The sequence below is a fragment of the Streptomyces sp. NBC_01481 genome (assembly GCF_026339995.1).
Classification (GTDB): domain Bacteria; phylum Actinomycetota; class Actinomycetes; order Streptomycetales; family Streptomycetaceae; genus Streptomyces.
Window position 1 is genome coordinate 1 of the sequence record NZ_JAPEPT010000009.1, and the last position, 17,300, is coordinate 17,300.

Below are 17,300 nucleotides of genomic sequence, written 5' to 3' on the forward strand. Positions count from 1 at the left end.
GCGGCGGGAAAAGCATCGCCACCGGGCCGCGCAGTTCTGGATGCGCAGCTCGCTCTGCGCGGCGCTCAAGAACGGTGCGCCGTCTCGAAACCGGTGTGGCTCAACTCCAGCGAACAGCCGAAGTGGGCACTCCTCGCCCGCCGTGACCGAGCAGATCGCGGCGCCCAACACCCCTGTGCCGCGTCGAGTTCCGCGCTTCGCCACGCCCTCGTTGATGAGTTGAAGCCGTGGACCACTTCGAGCCCACCGCCGGTGAGCGGCAGCGACCACCATCTCCAGGACGCCGCCCTCGGCTGAAGGCGCGCCTCACCCTGCTGAAAGCCGCTTCCCTCAAGGCAAGGATAGCGGGGCGACATCGCTGAATGGGCGACGTCCATCTACGGGCGAAGTCGGCGATCTTCCAAGCGAGCGCTTCATCAGGCAGGTCAGTGAGCGAGGTCGTCGTTCCAGAAGTAGTTGACCATTCCATGTATTGCCGCAGGCAGCGGCGACTGGGCGAAGAAGCAGAGTGGACATGGGCAGCTTGGGGCGATCGCGGGCGCGCTTCTCGGCGCCCAGTGACGACGCAGGCCAGCGCCGTCGATCTCCAGGCAGTTGTCGAAGAACTGAAGAGCGGCTCGCTGATCAGCGCGAGGTCGCCTGCCATGCGGTCAGCGGCCGTTCAACGACGGGGTTCTACCGGACTGGCGCCGTTTGCCAGGCCAGGGCGACATTGAATCGATCGCGGGCTGGCGCGCCCTCGATGCACCTGGCGCCGACATGCCATTCCTCGTCCGCGAGCACCAGCAACCCGAAGAGCCGCACGATCCTGCGCAGGGCGACTGGACGGCGTCCTTCTTGAGCCGGCACCGCGGGACCGCCGGGCGACCCCGCTCGCTATCCGGTCATGACCGCCCCGGCGAGGGCAAGTCTGGTAACTGAAACGCCTGCCGTATGGCAGCGCGCCAGAAGAAGGTCACGTCGCGCCGGCGGCCTTCGCGATCGGCCTCGACAATCTTACCATCGTGTACGAGGCGAAGCCGACTTCCCGGGCGTCCCCGCAATCATGAAGCGCGGTAGGGATGGCCGGCGAGCCGGGGTCTTGGATTCGGGGTGTTCGCGAAGGCCGTCATCCGTCCTGCAAGCTATCGCACCGTCCTTGAGAGCTCGCGGGGAAGGCCATCGGCCAGGTGATCGGCTACCCGATGAAGCTACCGACGGGACTGCGGCGGAGGAGCTGCGATGCGTGACCTGGGTGGAGCTTATCGAGCTGGTACATGAGCGCACCGAACGTGCACGCGGACCGGGAAGAAGGTGATCGAAGGGCCGCCGCCTCTACGCGCCGACTGGGCGAGCGCATCGAACGCACGCTGCCGCGTCGCGGCCGGTGTGCGACCGGGCGACTGGTCTCGCATCGAGCCCCCAACACCCTCGACTGGATCGTCCTGGCGCTCAACAGGCGACGGCAGGGCGATGCTGGTCTACAACACCCTGAGCTGTACGCCCGTACTCGCGCAGCCGCGCCGGATATCTTCGATCACCGGCACTACCAGCACTCGTCACTTCCTGCAGCGCGCAGATGGACGCGCATCTGGAGCAGGTGGTGGTCCTCGCCGACCTTGCCCGGGCTTCCTGCGCACCTGGAAGAACTCCCTGGCGGGCGGCGACGGCGTGCAGCGCGGACGTACACCAGGCCGATCGATCTGGCCCCTCCGACATCATCTACCTCGGGCACCGGCCGCCCCAAGGGCATCACCATGCGTTACCAAAGCAACACGACGATGATAGACGAGCTCTCGCCGGACTGCGGGGTGACCTTCTCCTGGTCATCGGAACCCATCACCACTGCTGAGGATGCCGAACAGGGCATCATCGCCTGGCATCGCTGACCTGGCGCGCGTGGATGCTGCACCAGCCCGTCTTCAACGTCGACCTGGTACTCCAGCCGCTTGTCGTCGAGCGCATCTCGAACTGCTGCCGGGACCGCGGCGCTGCTGGTCCTGCTCGATGCATCCGGCTGCCGTCCGGCGATCTGACGCGCTCGACAGTGCCGATGTCCGCAGGTGTGCGGCGGTCGTGCCGCTCAGCTCGTCGACGGCTGCTGATGAACTGCATCGGCCACCGTCGCGCTGGCCTCTCGGGCGGCGGCATCGTCGCCGTACCGCCGGCGGCCTCCAGGACATCGCGACACCTGGGCCAGGGCGATCTCCCGGCACCTGAGATCCACTCGGCGACACCAGCGAGCCGGCAGGAGATGCCGCCTTCTGCGCCGGCCTGGCGTAGTACAGGGCTACTTCGAGGACCCGGACGAGACGGCGAAGGCGATCACGAGGAGACGGCTGGCACGGACAGGGGATGACCAGGGTGCTGGACCAGGGCGGCAATCTGGATCACCACCGCGACCGGATCGGTTATGTTCGTCGGCGGCTTCCGCGCGGCACCGGCGAGTCGAGCGCTTCCTCGGCGCACCACCCCGGACATCGCGGACATCAACGGTGATCAGCACCTGGTGCCGAAGCTGACGAGGTGGGCAAGGCGTACGTTGCAACAGGGCGGCGCAGGCGGCGGCAGACGGCCCTGATCTCGCGGCATCAGTTCGCGCAGGTAGACCAGGTTGCAGGGCGTTGAAGTTCGTAGAGGGCCTGCGCGGAGCAGGCGGGAAGGTCGAAGACGGAGCTCAGGGCGCGTTGAAGGCGCGGCGCCGGACGCGTCGTGAACCCGATCACTCGAGGACGAGATGAAGTACAGGGCTTGCCGTTCTCCAGCGGGCTGCAGCTTCCTCTGGGCGCGGGTCATCTCGGGCACGGCCGCTTCGGCGATCACCAGGCGAGGTGAGGCGCAGATGTTCTTCGCGGGGTTCCATGTCGTCGACCACGGCGCTGCGCTGCATGTCGGTGAGGTTGTGCCGGGTCGTACCCGAGAAGTACTTCGGCGGCGCGGCGGACCCTGGATGGCCCATGGCGGCCCATCAGCGTAGTCGGGGTCCTCGCTTCTCCAGGAAGCAGCTTGCGTCCTCGTATGCGGCATGTCGATGATCACCCCGGGTCGCCTTCGACTTCACCTTCATGACGTAGTTCCTGCGACCCATCGGGTGGGAGGCGGCGTCCGCGCGGCCCTGATGAGCTCCTTGTTGCCGGAGATGCTCTGTCGCGGCGGCCGTCAGGTTGGAGGGCAACCAAGGCCATTGCCCTGGCCGCTTCAACCCCGTCGGCGTTCCTGTGCATGAGCCGTCTCGGAATCCGACGTTGCGCCGATGGTTGGGATCGGAATCAATGCCCAGGGCCTGATCTGGCGGCTGGACGTTCGGTTCTCGCTCGCCTCGCCTCGAGCACGGCGGTCGAGGTCATCTCCAGGGCTGTCCAGGGTCAGGATGGTTCTTCCTGGTAGTCGATCATCGACTGGCTGCCGCGCGCCGCCGGTCTCGGCGTTGCTCTCCTCGCTTCGGACTGAGCAGAGGGCGTCGCCGTAGTAGAAGCGCCGGTCTGGTTGTAGTAGCGCTCGAGCACCTCTTCCGGATCGATCACGTCGACGGTCAGCTCGGCGAGGAATTCCAGCACTCCGGTCGTGTCGCGCGGTCATCCCTGCTGCAGGGGCTCCTGCGGCTCGCGCGGTGGGGTGATCGTCGGCCTCGCGTGGCCATGACCTCGGTTTCCTCGGTGCTCTTGCCGTTCTTGTAGTCACCCCCTCTCCCACTCGACTTTGGTCGCCTTCAAGGCTGCGGTTGACTCGATCAGGGTCGTGGAGGAGGCGCCTGAACTCGGCGGCGTTGCGGTCGACCAGGTCAGGTTGGCGTCCTCGAGGAATTCGACGTCCACGAACGGTAGAGCGTATCGGCGCCGCGACAGCAGCCAGGCCGCCGCACCTGCTCGGCGAGGATGACGACCGCCGCGAATACGGGGACCTTGACGCCGATGTTCCTGGGACAGGTCCATTCTTGTCCTTGGCAGAGGCCGGAACAGAAGGACGACCGACACGGCGCGGTCGGATGGGCATGACGTGGAACCGATCGGCGTGGCCACTGTACCACACGGGCGAGGACAGGCCGAAAAGGGCCTGGAGCAGCCATGGGGCTTGTGACCCTGGACCGCCTTCCCCACCTGCCGGCGCGTTGCACGCCCGCTGAACGCCCGCGTCCACGGCCAAGGCCGGGACGGACAATACCAGGCCGGCCATCCCTGCTCCTGGCACTTCCTGGCGACGACGCCGGTGGCGCCAGCGGGCGGAAGTGCACCACCTCGGCGCTGGCCATGCGATTGCTGATCGGCTACGACCAGTACTCGCGAGCAGCCGGCCCGGCGCGATTCAGCAGGGCGAGATGTCTCCGCCAGGGCGCCCGACTGGTGGCGACCGGTGGTGACCTTCGGTCTCGCCGAAGAAGTACGTGGGCTTCGCGCGCAACTTCGACGGCGTGGGACGAGCGCGCGACCTGGCAAGGAGCAGGACTGCACAACGTCACCCGCGCCTGACCTCGAGAAGACGCGAAGGCATCATCAGTCACATGGGAGAGCGCGGGCCTCCTCGGCGAGGTCGGCGCAGGTCGGCCACCGATCGGCGCCTCCGCCTGGGCGAAGCGAGCAATCCGCAGGCCCCACGTGACCCACCCGCAGTCCTGGTGGGCGGGGTGGTTGGGACGTCCGGGCGCCTGCGCCGGGAAGTTCGCGCTACAGGCAGCACTCCGGCGACGTGGCCTACGGCGGTGCTGGTACCTGGTCGCCAGGTCGTCGGGTCACCAGTTCGACGTCGCCACATACCGCCACCAGGCGCGGCCGCTGGGCGCCGGCTGTGCAGGGAAGACCAGCTCCGCCAACCGCCGGCATGGTATCGTGGGCGTCCTCCAGGGTGATCTCGCGGTCGGCGGTCAGGATCGATCTCCACGCGCCGCCAGCTGTTCACGGATCGCCACGCTGGCAGGCGGGAACACCGTTTCCGGTGAGGAGATACGGTGCAGCTTGCTTTTCGCCGTTGGCGTCCCACCGACGTCGCCGTGCCGGAGGATGGCCCTGCCCTCGGAGGATCGCCTTGTCCATCCGGGATCTTCTTTCGAGGTCAGGTTGTCGAACTGGGGCGGGATGGTCGCGAGGTGGGTCGGTGGCCCCCCGAAGGTATATACCGTCTCGGTGCGCTCGCTGTCCAGGGTTGATACGGTCACCTCGGCCAGGCGGTGCGGCCAGGAAATGTCCATGCCTCGATCTCCTTGACCTCGACAACGTCCAGGTACAGGGTTGGCTGTGTTCATGAAGGTTCGGATGGCCTGAGCACCTGCCCAGCGCCCCGGCGTGCGCTCGAACTGGCGTCCTCCATGCCGGCTCAGCTCGTCCTTCTCGATCGGCCTCGAAGATGTCGTCGGTCTCCTGCTGCCGAGCTTGTTCCCGCCGGCGGCCTGCTGCGCTCCACTTGCGGTGTGTCGACCCAGGGTGATGTATCCGGCCTTGATTTCCAGGAAGTGCCTGCACCGGCGGCCAGCCTCGCCGAACGAACGTCGGCCTGAGCCACAGTGTCGGCGTGCTGGAAGTGATCGAGGCGATGTAGTCCATGCACCCGAGAGCGGCTTCATCTACCGATGAGGCAAGCTTTGCGAGCTGTGCTTCAGGACTACCAGGAGCACTCGGTGCCGCACAGCCAGCGGACCTGCCGTCATCGAACGCGCGACGCCGAAGGTGCCACGCGGCGATCACGCCGCGCTGCCCCCTTGGCCCGCCGGCCGGCCGCTGGAATAGCGGCAGGGCCGGACCTTCGCTTCCAGGCGACCAGGGCCGGTCAGGCGGTGGATGGATCACCAGCCGTAGGCGATGAACGGTAGTTCATCCAGCTTCGCGCCGCCAGCCGAGGTCCGGAAGCAGATCCGTTGCTTCGCCCGGCAGCGCAATCGCCGCCTCCATGCGGGCCAGTGGCGCGCCGATCAGCAGGTGGACCCCGGTGCCGAAGGCGAAGGTGGTCGTCCGCGCATGCCGCATCGAGCTCAGTGGAGTCGTCCTCGTAGCCGCGACGGGTCGTACCGCGGCACCTTGCCGTCCAGTGACGATCGCGTCCCCGCCGGGATCGTCACGCCCTCGTCGTGATGTCGGTGACAGCCGATCTGCGCAGCAGACCAGGCGGGAAGGTGGTTGCGGCACCTCGTCGATGCGCGATGTTGATCAAGCGTACAGCGGCCGAGCTGATCAGGATGCGTCGGCAGCACGACGACCACGTTGCCGATGGTTGAGCTCGTCGTCGAAACTGCTCGATGACCCAGCAGCAGCTTGTCCAGAGCAGTTCACTCTAGGCCGGGTCCGCTGCTCGTCGCGGACCTTGATGAGCTCGGTGGTCATGTCGTCCTTGCTCGCTCTTGCGCGATAGGCCGGCCAGCACCTTGCCGATCGCCCTGGACGAATGCTCCATTGCTCGAGGAGCAGGTCGGTGTCCACGTAGTAGGTATCGGCCAGGCCGGTGTCATCGACCAGTCGTCCAGGACGCCGAAGAGTTCACCAGATCATCCACATCAGCTGGCGGGGATGAACGAATCCGGCGCGCACGTCGACCACCGTTTCCTTGGGCGCCCTCGCTACCAGGCCTTCCAGGCTCGGCGGTGATCTCCTCGGCAGGCGTACCGTCGTCCTCGCTTGTGGGCGAAGTCGGCGTAGACGCGACGAAGCTTGCTGGCGCTCGGCGATCAGGGCTTGTCGTGGGCATGTCCACGCCCACCCAACCCGGATCAGCGGAGGTGTTCGCCGATCTCGGGAAGAGTGACTTCGGCCAGCACGGGGTCTGCTTGTCCAGGGCCGAGGATCCGCGGGTCTTGGTGTCGTATCCGGTGGTGCCCAGGCGGGGATGCCGCCAGGGCGTTCGGCCGGGCTGCAGGGCCCAGTGCACAGCAGGCGCTCTCCGCGGGGATGTCGGCGCCGAACAGGTCCAGGCCGCGGGGGTGGTTGCCTGGTCATGTGCTCGATCTCGGCTGGTCGGGGACACGGGGGTGAAGCTGACGGGCAGGGCTTCCCAGGCGACCGGTGGAAGAGGGGCGGGCGCCGAATTGCCGAGCGCGGGGGGTGATGGGCTCAGGTCAGGGGCGTGGTGGGCTCGATGGCTGGTACGGCGATCCGCAGCGAAGTGTGCTGTTTGACGGGACGACCGTGTTCGCCAACGGACCACGACGGTGCGGGGGCGTGGGGGTGCGGAGGGCGCCGTCGAACTCCTTGTCCGCGAAGTGGCCAGGCGCACCAGGAAGACGACGACGGGTTACCCTTGCACCGCCGGTGACTCGGGGATGACGCGCGAAGTGGATGCCGTAGTTGAGCAGCGCGGGTCTCGTAGCGCACCTCGGCGACGGCGTCCGCGGCCAGGCGAGGCCGCCGAGGTGAGGAAGTCCAGGTAGTGAGCCCGGTTGCCGAGGATGCGGTTGAGGCGGTCCCGGAGACGAAAGCCATGGTAGTCGAGCTCTCGGCCCCGCCCTGGTGGAGACCTGCCAGGTGACCTCCTCGAGGGTGAGGTCGAGGGTGGTCGAGCAGCAGGCTGGTCGAGGTCGTCACCGCGCTCGGCATTTCTTGGCCGGCGATGAGTTCGAGCATGTCGTACTCGAGCTCGCCCTCTGCGGACTATCGCCGCCTGCTCATCTGCACGGCCAGCGTCGTTCGAGGGCGTCGCTCTTGTCGAGGCTGAAGTTGTTGAAGACCGGCGTAGCCTCCTTGGGCAGGCAGGAAGTCGGCGACGAGATCAGCGCGGCGCAGGCCGAACCGGGAGACGAGGATGTCGACCTTGCCGTTCCGCTCGCGCAGATGGTACTGACTCCACCAGGTCGAGCGTCAAGGAGAGCGTCGGCGGTAGCGGATGTGCGCATCGCCGTCGAGCGTTGGGCGCCAGCGCATCCATGCCGAGGGATCGGGAATTCACCTCGGCGACCGGTATTGCAGGGCCTGGGGTCGTGCGACCGATCTCGGCGTCGTCGGCAGATCGAGGGCGGCGCGGCGGTCGGTGACGACGCTCGCGGGGACGCCGAGGCCAGTTCTGCAGGCCCAGTAGATCAGTCCTGGACGCCCTGGCGATCGCGTAGTAGCTCGTAGGTCTCGGCAGCGAAGCCCTCTCCAGGCGGTTGGGCCGACAGGTTGAAGGCTTCTGCAGGGCGGGGTAGGTGTTCACCCGGATGGTCTCCGTCGGCAGGGCCGAGGTGGTGCAAATCGAGGAATTCGCCATCCGCAGGCGAAACAGCGCGTCCTGGTGGAGCGCCGTGGCCCTGGGCGTCGCAGGTCACCATCTGGTCACCGGAAGCCCGTAGATCCGGGGCGGCGCAACTGCTCCTCGGTCGTCTTGGAGGTCGAGGCCAGTTGGGCTGCCGCGTTGTACGGGACTCCGGCTCACCAGGCTTGTGCGTCGAACAGGTGCGTCGATGCGGCCAGGTCTACCGCCAGCGCGCCGGCGACGCTTGTAGGCGATCTCGTCCCACAGCGAGCGGAAACGCTCCTGGCCGGGAGTGCCGAAGAGATACAGCACGATTCCGCCCGCCAGCGAGATCCGTCCGAAGTCGATGGCGACGGTGGTGGTGGTCTTGTCCCGTACGCCGGCGAGGTCGTCCGAGGCGACGGACGCCTCGGTGAGCTGCTCCTCGGTGTGCAGCGGGCGGATCTCGGATACCGAGTCGATCAGCGTGGTCTTGCCGACCCCGAAGGGGCCCGTCACGAGGATCTTCACCAGCTCGCGGGCGCTGTCCGGCAGATGCAGCCCGCTGGAGCTTGTGGGCTCACTGAAGCTTGAGGGCGCGGAGGCCATCGGCGACTCTCTTCAACAGGTCAGGGTCGGGCTGGGCGGCGTAGGGGACCGGCGGTCGGGCGTTCACCAGCCCCTGGTCGATCAGAGCGGCGGCGAGCACGCGTACGGCGGAGACCGGCAGTTCCAGCAGGGCCGCGGTCTCCACCACCGTGAGCGAGCCGCCGTCCAGCGTTTCCAGCAGGCTCTGCTGGGCGGCGGGGAGTTCGGCGGGAGCGGGTCCCCTGCCGGTCAGCACCGAGAGGCGCTCCAGGCTGTTGCGGCTGGGCCGCGCGACCCCGCCGGTGGACAGATAGGCGGGGACCAGGGGGCGGCCGCTCCGGCGGCCGGTCATGCCTCAGCGCCGCCATCGGCTCCGCGGGGTGCGGCGGCCATCGCCTTCTCGCCGAGCCGTGCCACCTGCGAGTGGACGCGGTGGCCGAGCAGATCGAGGCGCACCTCGGGATCGCCGAAGGCGGCCACGCAGGTGCCGTGCGCGGTGGGCGCGACCAGGATGTAGCCGTGGTCGGACTCGATGACTACCTGGCGCAGGACGGCGCTGTCCTGGTCGGCGAAGGCCGCGGCGGCGGTACGGCAGGCGCCCTGGACGGTGCTGGTGATCGCGGCGACGCGTTCGGCCGAGGGCTGGGAGAGCGCGTCGGAGTAACCGGAGACGAGGCCGTCCCTGGTGAGCAGGACAGCAGCCCGTACGTGCGGGATCTGAAGGATCGGATCGAGCACCCACGCCGTGTCGCCGGGGTCGCGGCTGGTCATCGGGGGTCGTTCCCTTCGGCGTCGGTGGCGGATCGTGCGGCGGCCGTTCCGGACTGCAGGGCGCCGAGCGCGGCGGCGGCCTCCTCGGGGGTGCGCGCGGGCGGGGGCTCGGGCGCGGCGGACGGGCTGTGCGCGGGCGGGGCCTGCGCGGGCAGGTCGTCGGCGCGGACCCGGCGGCGGCGCCGGGGGAGTTCGTCCCCGCGCGGGCCGCCAGGGGTGAGGCCTCGTGGTGTGAGTGGGGCGCGGTGTCGCGCGCGACGGGCGCGGGCGTACGGGCCGGGCGTGCTTCCGGCGCAGGCGCGGGAGGTGCGGGGGGCGCGGCGGGTACGGGGGGCGCGGCGGGGGCTGCCTGGCGGGTCGACCGCGGGGCGCTGGCCGCGGGCGGCCGCTCGGTGGGGTCGATATGGCTGAGGAGGTGGTTCTTGACGAGCAGCACCGCGCGTACGCCGCCGTAGGGCGAGGGAGTCGACAGGTCGACGGACAGGTCGAACTGCCGGGTCAGCTGGCCGATCGCGGCCAGGCCCATCCGGGGCGGGTCGCCGAGCTCGGAGAGCAGAATCGGGTCGCGCCCGGCCACCATCCGCTGTGCGTAGGCCCGTTCGTCCGAGGCCATGCCGACACCGGCGTCGTCGATGGTGACCGAGACTCCGTGGTGGGCGCGTTCGAGGTTCACCGCGACGGTGGTGTCGGGCGAGGAGTGCCGCAGCGCGTTGTCGAGCAGCTCGGCGACGATGATCGCGACCGGCTCGACGGCGTGCGAGACGAGCGCGGTGCCCTCTTCGAGGTGGTTGTGGACCTGGACCCGGTGGTAGCCGACGAGCCGGGACTGGCCGCCGGTCACCGCGTCGACCAGGTGCGACTCCTCACGGGCCAGCCCCACCCAGGCCCCGCACACGACGGCGGCGACCTGCGCGCGGCGCAGGGACTGCTCGTTCTCGTGGTCGAGTGCGAAGAGGTTCTGCGCCAAGTCGGGGTCGTCGTAGCGCTGTTGCAGCCCGCGGAGTACGTCCTGCAGCCGATAGAGCCCGGCCTGGATCTCCCGTGTGGCACCGCGCATACCGGCGCGGGCGGCGGCGTCGACCCGCTTGCGCTCCTGCGCCATCGCGGCCAGCAGCCCGGCAACCACGCTGTCCATTCCGGCGCCCAGCTCGGTCCCGGCGAGCTCCGGGTGCAGGGCGCCGGGCACCTGGACATGCGGATGCGCGGCGCGGGTGGCCTCGGCCGGAATACGCCGCTTCGCGAGATGGACCACCTCGGCGGTGAACGCCTGCGTGGCGCGGTCGACCTCCTGCCGCGCGATGTCCAGATGGGCGCGCAGGGTGGCGATCTCCTCGCGCTGCCGGGCCCGTTGACGACGGGAACGCAGCAGCCCGCCCCCCAGAGCGAATGCCGACAGCGTCCCGGCGGCCAGGCCGCCGACGGCCAGGTCCGGTATCTCGATCATCGAATCGACCTCGGGGAAGGCAAGGGGGTGGGTCCGTACGGGGGAGGACCCGCACAGTACACACTGCCATCGACCGGTCGCGCACCGCTTTGAGGGAAGATCCTTTTGGAATTGTCCGAGGGAGGATCACTTCTGGCCGAAGTATCTGAATGCTCGTCAAGATCAAGTGGATTCACGCCACTTGATCCTGGCGACCCGGTGGAGTGACCCCGTGGGGACGTGCTGCGGCCGCGACGGCCTCCCCTCCGCGCCGCCGCGGCCGCACCCCGTCGAGTGAAGTCCTGAATCAGCCCTTCGGCGGGAGAGGGGCGTGGTGGTCGCCCTGGGTCGTGGCCACACCGTCGCTCAGCAGCTTGGGCGGCACAGGCGCGTGGTGGTCACCCATCGTCGTGATGGTGCTGTCGGCGGGCGGCACGGGGGCGTGGTGGTCGCCCATGGTGGTGATACCGCCGTCGGCCGGCGGCGCCGGGGCGTGGTGGTCGCCCATGGTGGTGATACCGCCGTCGGCCGGCGGGGCGGGGGCGTGGTGGTCCCCCATCGTGGTGATCTCTTCCTGATTCGGCTCTTTGGTGCTCATGGTGTCCCCCTTGGGATGTGCAACATGACCGAAGGCGGCCTTCTGCCCGGAGACTCCCCCGAGGGTCGCCGGACAGAAGGCCAGTGGACCTGCCGCCCTCCGCTGAGGTGACGGTCCCGATCCGCCTGCCCCCCGACGCGACGGATCGAATGCTGTTGAGCATGTCGGACGAGCATAAACATTCGATGAACGCCCTCGCATAGGTCTTGTCTTCAACAACCCGTCTGCCTGGCGGCGCCTGGTGCGCATGCCCCCCGTAGCCCTGTGGGCACGGGAGGTGCCCCCACGCTGCGTTGGATCAGCGGCGGGCGGACCCCATCCTCCGGCCTGCGATCGCACGCACCAGACGCCGCCAAGCCCGCCCTTCGGGCCGACGGCGCTGCTGTGGAGACACTCCCTGGCGCGCTCAGGCCGCGCCGGTGAGCGGAGTGAGCAACTCCCGGACTTCCTGGGCCTCGGGCGCGCCCGTCTGCTCCTGCAGCAGCAGTGCCTCGCGCCAGCAGGCGCGCGCCCGGTCCGGCTGGCCGAGGCTGTCCAGCGCCTTGCCTAAGGTGACCAGCACATTGGCGCGGGTACGGTCGCCGCCCATGCAGCCGATCGCGAGCGCCTGCTCGGCGCACTGAGCGGCGCGTGCCGGACGCCGGGCCGCGAGATGCGCCTGGGCGATACGGAAGTGCGCCGTGCCTTCCCACAGCCGCTGCCGGTTCGCCTCGAACCGCTCCAGCGCCTGCGCCAGTTGGTCCAGCGCCTCGGCGTGGCGACCGGCCTGGGTGAGGGCGACCCCCAGCGCGTACTGCGCGTTGGCCAGCCGGAGCGTGTGTCCTATCCGGTCGTAGAGCGCGATTCCCTGCTCGGCCAGTGCGATGCCCTGCGCGGTGCGGCCCATGGCGACGTGGATCCGGGAGAGGTTGCACAGGGCACTGGCCTCACCGGGCAGGTTCCCGTCGGCGCTGGATCCCTCCCTCGCCCGGCGCAGGTGGGCCTCGGCCTCCTCGTTGCGTCCCTGTATGAAGGCGATGATGCCGCGGTCGTTGTCGGACCAGTACACGGGCGCCGGGTCGTGCGCGGCGAGTGCGAGCACAGCCGCCTGCTTGGCCTCCTCGTCCGCCTGCTCGTAACGGCCCGCCACCAGATGGACGTTGGTCAGCGAGGTCCGGACGCGTCCTTCGGTGCGGGTGTCCCCGGCGGCGCGTGCCGCCTCGAGCGCCGTCAGGGCGACCGACTCGTACACCTTGGAGTTCGCGCCGGACTCCGCCAGATCCTGCGCGGCCCACAGCAGGTCCACGGCGGCCCGGAGCCGCGCCCCGCCGGCCGCCTGCCGTGCGCAGGCCAGCAGGCAGTGCGCCTCCGCGTAGAACCAGTCCTGGGCTTCCTCGCGGTCGGTCAGGGGGAGTCCCTCATGACGGGTGGGCTCCAGATGGTCCACCAGACGGTCAGCGGGACGCTCGATCGCGAACACTTTCGCCGCCGTCGCCAGGTAGAAGTCGAGCAGCCGCGAAAGGGCCAGCTCCCGCTCCACCGGGGGTTGTTCGTCGCGGTCGGCGCACGCACGCGCGTAGAGACGCACCAGGTCGTGGTAGCGATACCTGCCCGGCGCCGCCGACTCGACCAGGGAGGTGTCGACCAGCGCCTCAAGCAGGTCTTCGGTTTCCTGGGGCGGCAGGTCGAGTACGGCCGCCGCCGCCGCCAGCGAGATGTCGGGGCCGTCGGCCAGGCCGAGCAGGCGGAAGGCGCGGGCCTGGGCGGGCTCCAGCTGGCCGTAGCCGAGTTCGAAGGTGGCCTTCACCGCGAGGTCGCCGGCCTGGAGTTCGTCCAGACGGCGGCGCTCGTCGGCGAGCTTCGCCGCGAGCACCGAGACGGTCCAGGTGCGGCGGGCCGCCAGCCGGGACGCGGCGATACGGATCGCCAGCGGCAGGAACCCGCACGCCGCGACCACGTCGAGCGCCGCGTCCCGCTCGGAGGTGACCCGCTCCTTGCCCACGATCCGGGTGAAGAGCTGCAGCGCCTCCTCCGGCGACATGACGTCCAGGTCGACGAGATGCGCACCGGCCAGATCGACCATCCGGACGCGGCTGGTGATCAGGACCGCGCAGCCCGCGGTGCCGGGCAGCAGCGGGCGGATCTGGGCGGCGTCGCGAGCGTTGTCCAGCAGGACCAGGACGCGCCGGCCGTCGACCATGGAGCGGAAGAGCGCGGCCCGCTCGTCCAGCGAGTCCGGGATGGCCGAGTCGGCGGTGCCGAGGGCCCGCAGGAAGGCGCCGAGCACCGTCTCCGGATCGGCGGCGCGGTTGCCCGCACCCTGCAGATCGACGTACAGCTGGCCGTCCGGGAAGTGCGGACGGGCCTCGTGCGCCACATGGACGGCGAGGGTCGTCTTGCCGACGCCGCCGATGCCCGCGAGCGCGGAGACCGCCATGACCGAACCCTCGGCGGTGGCGAGCTGGTCGCCCAGTTCGCGTACGAAGGAGGCGCGCCCGGTGAAGTCCGGCACGGTGGCGGGCAGTTGCGCGGGACGGGTGACCTGCGGGGCGGGGGCGGGCTCCTCGCTCGGGCGGGCCAGTTCCGCGTCGGCCTGCAGAATGCGCTGCTGGAGCCTGGAGAGTTCGGGCCGCGGGTCGACGCCCAGTTCGTCGGCGAGCATCCGGCGGGTGTCGGCGTACACGGCGAGCGCCTCGGCCTGCCGTCCGCTGCGGTAGAGGGCCAGCATCAGCAGCTCGCGCAGCCTCTCGCGCAGGGGGTGCGCGGCGGTGAGCGCGGTCAGCTCCGAGACCGCCTCCGCGTGGCAGCCGACCTCCAGGTCGAGGTCGAGCCGGGTCTCCAGAAGCTGGAGCCGCCACTCCTCCAGGCGGGCCCGCTGGTTCTCGGCGTACGGCCCAGGCACATTGGCCAGCGGCTCGCCGTCCCACAGGCCCAGCGACTTGTTGATCAGCACCCTGGCCTGGCAGCGGTCCCCGGCGGCCCGCGCCTTCTCCGCCTCGGTGGCCAACTCCTGTGCCACCGCGAGGTCGAGGGAGTCGCGGCGGACCCGAATCGCATAGCCGCCGGACTCGCTGACCAGCGCGTTGGCGGAGAGGACCTTGCGCAGACGGGAGGCATACGTCCGTACGGCCGCGAGCGCCTGGGAGGGCGGGTCCTCACCCCAGATCGCGTCGATCAGCTCGGAGGCGGTGGCGGTACGGCCGTCGCGCAGCAACAGCGCGGCCAGCAGCGCGCGCTGCTGGGGCGAGCCGGACGGCAGGTTCTCCCCGCCGCGCCACGCGCGTACCGGGCCGAGCACGCTGAAGCGCAGGTCAACGACGCCGCTGTGCTCCGGAGCGCGCTGCTCCGGTACGCGTGGCCCGCTGTCACGGTCCATAGCTGCCCCCTGCCCCCGTACTGCCGGAATCGCCCTCGACAGTCTGCCTTGTTCGGGGCGGCCCCGTCAGCAGCGGGGCACCTCCTCCTGGCTCTCCCCCGGCGGGACTGCGTGGTAACCCCGGTCCTGTGAAGGCCGTGTGTGATCTTCGTCAAGGACTGCGGGTCAACGGCGGTGCGCGTCCAGGGTGTCCGCTAGCTGACGGATCGTCAGATCGGCGCTACGGTGGAGCGCATGGAGACCTTCCCGAAGATCATCTCGGTGGACGACCACACGGTTGAGCCCCCCAACGTCTGGCAGGACCGGCTCCCGTCGAAGTACCGGGACATCGGACCGCGCATCGTCCGCGCGCCACTGAAGGAAATGACCTTCATGGGCGGCAAGTTCGCCCCGGTGATGGGCGCGCAGGGAGACGACGGGCCGATAGGCGACTGGTGGGTGTACGAGGACCTGCACCGGCCGCTGACCCGCCTCGACACCGCCGTCGGCTACGACCGCGACGAGATCAGGCTCGAGGTCATCACGTACGAACAGATGCGGACGGGATCCTTCAGCGTCCCGGACCGCCTCGCCGACATGGACGTCAACCACGTCCAGTCGGCGCTGTGCTTCCCGACCTTCCCGCGCTTCTGCGGCCAGACCTTCACCGAGGCGAAGGACCGCGAGCTGGGGCTGCTCGGGGTGCGGGCGTACAACGACTGGATGGTGGAGGAGTGGTGCGGCCCCGACGCGCGGGGCCGCCTGATCCCGCTGACCCTCATCCCGCTCTGGGACGCCCACCTTGCCGCCGCCGAGGTCCGCCGCAACGCGGCGCGCGGTGTGCGTGCCGTGGCCTTCTCGGAGATCCCGCCGCACCTGGGCCTGCCGTCCATACATACGGACGAGTGGGACCCCTTCCTCCAGGCCTGCGACGAGACCGGCACCGTCATCGCGATGCACATCGGCTCTTCGTCGAAGATGCCTTCCACCTCGGCGGACGCCCCGCCGGCCGTCGGCTCGACGATCACCTTCGCCAACTGCTGCTTCTCGATGGTCGACTGGCTGATGAGCGGCAAGTTCGAGCGCTTCCCGAACCTGAAGATCATGTACGCGGAGGGTCAGATCGGCTGGATCCCGTACATCCTGGAACGCGCGGACGTGGTGTGGGAGGAGAACCGCGGCTGGGGCGGAGTGGCGGACAAGGTCCACCGCCCGCCGTCGGAGCTCTTCACGGAGCATGTGTACGGCTGCTTCTTCGACGACGCGTTCGGGCTGAAGAACCTGGACGCGATCGGGGTCGGGAACGTCCTGTACGAGACGGACTACCCGCACTCGGACTCGACCTGGCCGAAGTCGAAGGAGGTCGGCGAGTCCCAGATGGGCCACCTGGCGCCGGATGTGGTCGACCGGATCGTGCGGGGCAACGCGATCGAGCTGCTGGGCCTGACGGCACAGGGACTCTGGCGGGGGCCGGGGGCATGACGCGAGGCCCGCGCCGTGCGGCGCGGGCCTCGTTCATACGTCGATCAGCGTGGTGCCGACCGGCGGAGCGTCGGTCAGCCGAAGAAGACCGACGAGATGGTGTTGTCGAACCCGATGGTGTTGAGGTCGGCGACATCGCCGTTGACGACCTTGGACTTACCGGTGCAGTTCTTCTCGGACCAGATCTTCAGAGAACCGGACGCCTGGAGGGACGAGGCGGAGTTGTCGCGGCCGACGTTCTTGCAGCCCGAGCCGGCCAGACCCTCGGAGGGGTCGCCGAAGTTCTTCTCGTCGGAGAGGGTGACGCTGGTGGCAGCCTTGCCACCGCCCTGACCGCCCTCGGGGGCGCCTGCCTTCTTCCCGTCCGGGGTCACGCCGAACCAGGTCCCGCCGACACCCTGCCCGTTGGTGTCACCGGGCTTCAGGTCCTTGCTGAACCGGTAGACGGGCCAGCCGCCGACCGTCACCTGAAGCGAACCGTCGTCCCGCTTGACGACGCCGACGTCGGACTTCTTGACCCCGTCGATGAAGATCTTGCCGCCGGGAGCGACGACGACGGGCGGCCAGGTGACGGCGCAGGCACCGTTGCAGTTCGACTTCGAGGGCTTGGCGTCGTCCGGGTCGAACCGGTAGAGCGTGAAGCCCGCGCCATTGACCACCACGGGGTCGAGGTTCCCCGCCTTGGAGGCGCTCAGCTGAACCCACTTCTTCGCCACGGGCTTCACAGCGGGCTTGCCCGGGTCGTTCGCCCAGTCCCCGGTCTTGGGCTGCGCCTTGTTCTGCTGAGCAGTACCGCTCAGGAAGTTCAGCTGCTGGGCGCTGTCCTGCGCGGAGGCCGGGGACGAGGCGGGCGCGGCGGCACCCGTCTCGGCGTCCGTCCCATTGCAAGCGGTGAGCAGCAGGGCACTGGCGGCGGCGGCGCTGGCGATCATTCCGAAGCGCTTGCTGAACATGTTCTCTCCCCTGGTCGTAGGCTCCGGACCGTCCGGACCCTGCGC

At 69.5% G+C, this 17,300-nt stretch carries 12 protein-coding genes and 1 pseudogene; 3 read left to right on the plus strand and 10 right to left on the minus strand.

The features are described from left to right. Together OOK40_RS34465 and OOK40_RS34470 are read left to right on the plus strand one after the other, a co-directional pair. The coding region (locus OOK40_RS34465) for a hypothetical protein (protein ID WP_266489571.1) at positions 1 to 297 on the plus strand (297 nt) is incomplete at its 5' end. A gap of 959 nt (positions 298 to 1,256) precedes the next feature. Then, positions 1,257 to 1,868 carry a hypothetical protein gene (locus OOK40_RS34470; protein WP_266489574.1) on the plus strand — a complete coding sequence of 204 codons (612 nt, stop codon included), beginning with the start codon at positions 1,257 to 1,259 and terminating at the stop codon, positions 1,866 to 1,868. Between the two features lie 1,476 nt (positions 1,869 to 3,344). Here the strand turns inward: OOK40_RS34470 and OOK40_RS34475 are convergent. The 9 genes and pseudogenes from OOK40_RS34475 to OOK40_RS34515 form a co-directional block, all read right to left on the minus strand. Beyond that, positions 3,345 to 3,536, minus strand: coding sequence for a hypothetical protein (locus OOK40_RS34475; RefSeq protein WP_266489577.1), 192 nt, complete (start codon positions 3,534 to 3,536; stop codon positions 3,345 to 3,347). Positions 3,537 to 4,837: 1,301 nt separating this feature from the next. Next, positions 4,838 to 5,161, minus strand: coding sequence for a hypothetical protein (locus tag OOK40_RS34480; RefSeq protein ID WP_266489579.1), 324 nt, complete (start codon positions 5,159 to 5,161; stop codon positions 4,838 to 4,840). A gap of 619 nt (positions 5,162 to 5,780) precedes the next feature. Then, complete coding sequence (locus OOK40_RS34485; protein WP_266489580.1) at positions 5,781 to 5,933, minus strand: hypothetical protein; 153 nt, start codon at positions 5,931 to 5,933, stop codon at positions 5,781 to 5,783. A 2,263-nt stretch (positions 5,934 to 8,196) separates the two neighbouring features. After that, positions 8,197 to 8,715 (minus strand): ATP/GTP-binding protein, encoded by a 519-nt coding sequence (locus OOK40_RS34490; RefSeq protein WP_266489582.1) that lies wholly within the window; start codon positions 8,713 to 8,715, stop codon positions 8,197 to 8,199. Then, positions 8,687 to 9,046, minus strand: coding sequence for a DUF742 domain-containing protein (locus tag OOK40_RS34495; RefSeq protein ID WP_266489585.1), 360 nt, complete (start codon positions 9,044 to 9,046; stop codon positions 8,687 to 8,689). Before OOK40_RS34495 ends, OOK40_RS34490 begins: the two co-directional genes overlap by 29 nt. Then, positions 9,043 to 9,465 (minus strand): roadblock/LC7 domain-containing protein, encoded by a 423-nt coding sequence (locus OOK40_RS34500; RefSeq protein WP_266489587.1) that lies wholly within the window; start codon positions 9,463 to 9,465, stop codon positions 9,043 to 9,045. The genes OOK40_RS34495 and OOK40_RS34500 overlap by 4 nt, the downstream gene beginning before the upstream one ends. 652 nt (positions 9,466 to 10,117) lie before the next feature. Beyond that, positions 10,118 to 10,909, minus strand: a pseudogene (locus OOK40_RS35385) (ATP-binding protein); the annotation flags it as partial. 286 nt (positions 10,910 to 11,195) lie between these two features. Beyond that, positions 11,196 to 11,486: a hypothetical protein gene (locus OOK40_RS34510; RefSeq protein ID WP_266489589.1), complete on the minus strand. Its 291-nt coding sequence runs from the start codon at positions 11,484 to 11,486 to the stop codon at positions 11,196 to 11,198. 406 nt (positions 11,487 to 11,892) lie between these two features. Continuing rightward, a complete protein-coding gene (locus OOK40_RS34515; protein ID WP_266489590.1) occupies positions 11,893 to 14,841 on the minus strand; it encodes a BTAD domain-containing putative transcriptional regulator in 2,949 nt (982 codons plus the stop codon). A 234-nt stretch (positions 14,842 to 15,075) separates the two neighbouring features. On the opposite strand from OOK40_RS34515, the gene OOK40_RS34520 reads away from it, so the two are divergent. After that, positions 15,076 to 16,302, plus strand: coding sequence for an amidohydrolase family protein (locus OOK40_RS34520; protein WP_266489593.1), 1,227 nt, complete (start codon positions 15,076 to 15,078; stop codon positions 16,300 to 16,302). 74 nt (positions 16,303 to 16,376) lie between these two features. On the opposite strand, the gene OOK40_RS34525 is transcribed toward OOK40_RS34520, so the two are convergent. Next, entirely contained in the window at positions 16,377 to 17,255 is an 879-nt protein-coding gene (locus OOK40_RS34525; RefSeq protein WP_266489594.1) for a hypothetical protein, read from the minus strand. Positions 17,256 to 17,300 lie beyond the last annotated feature (45 nt).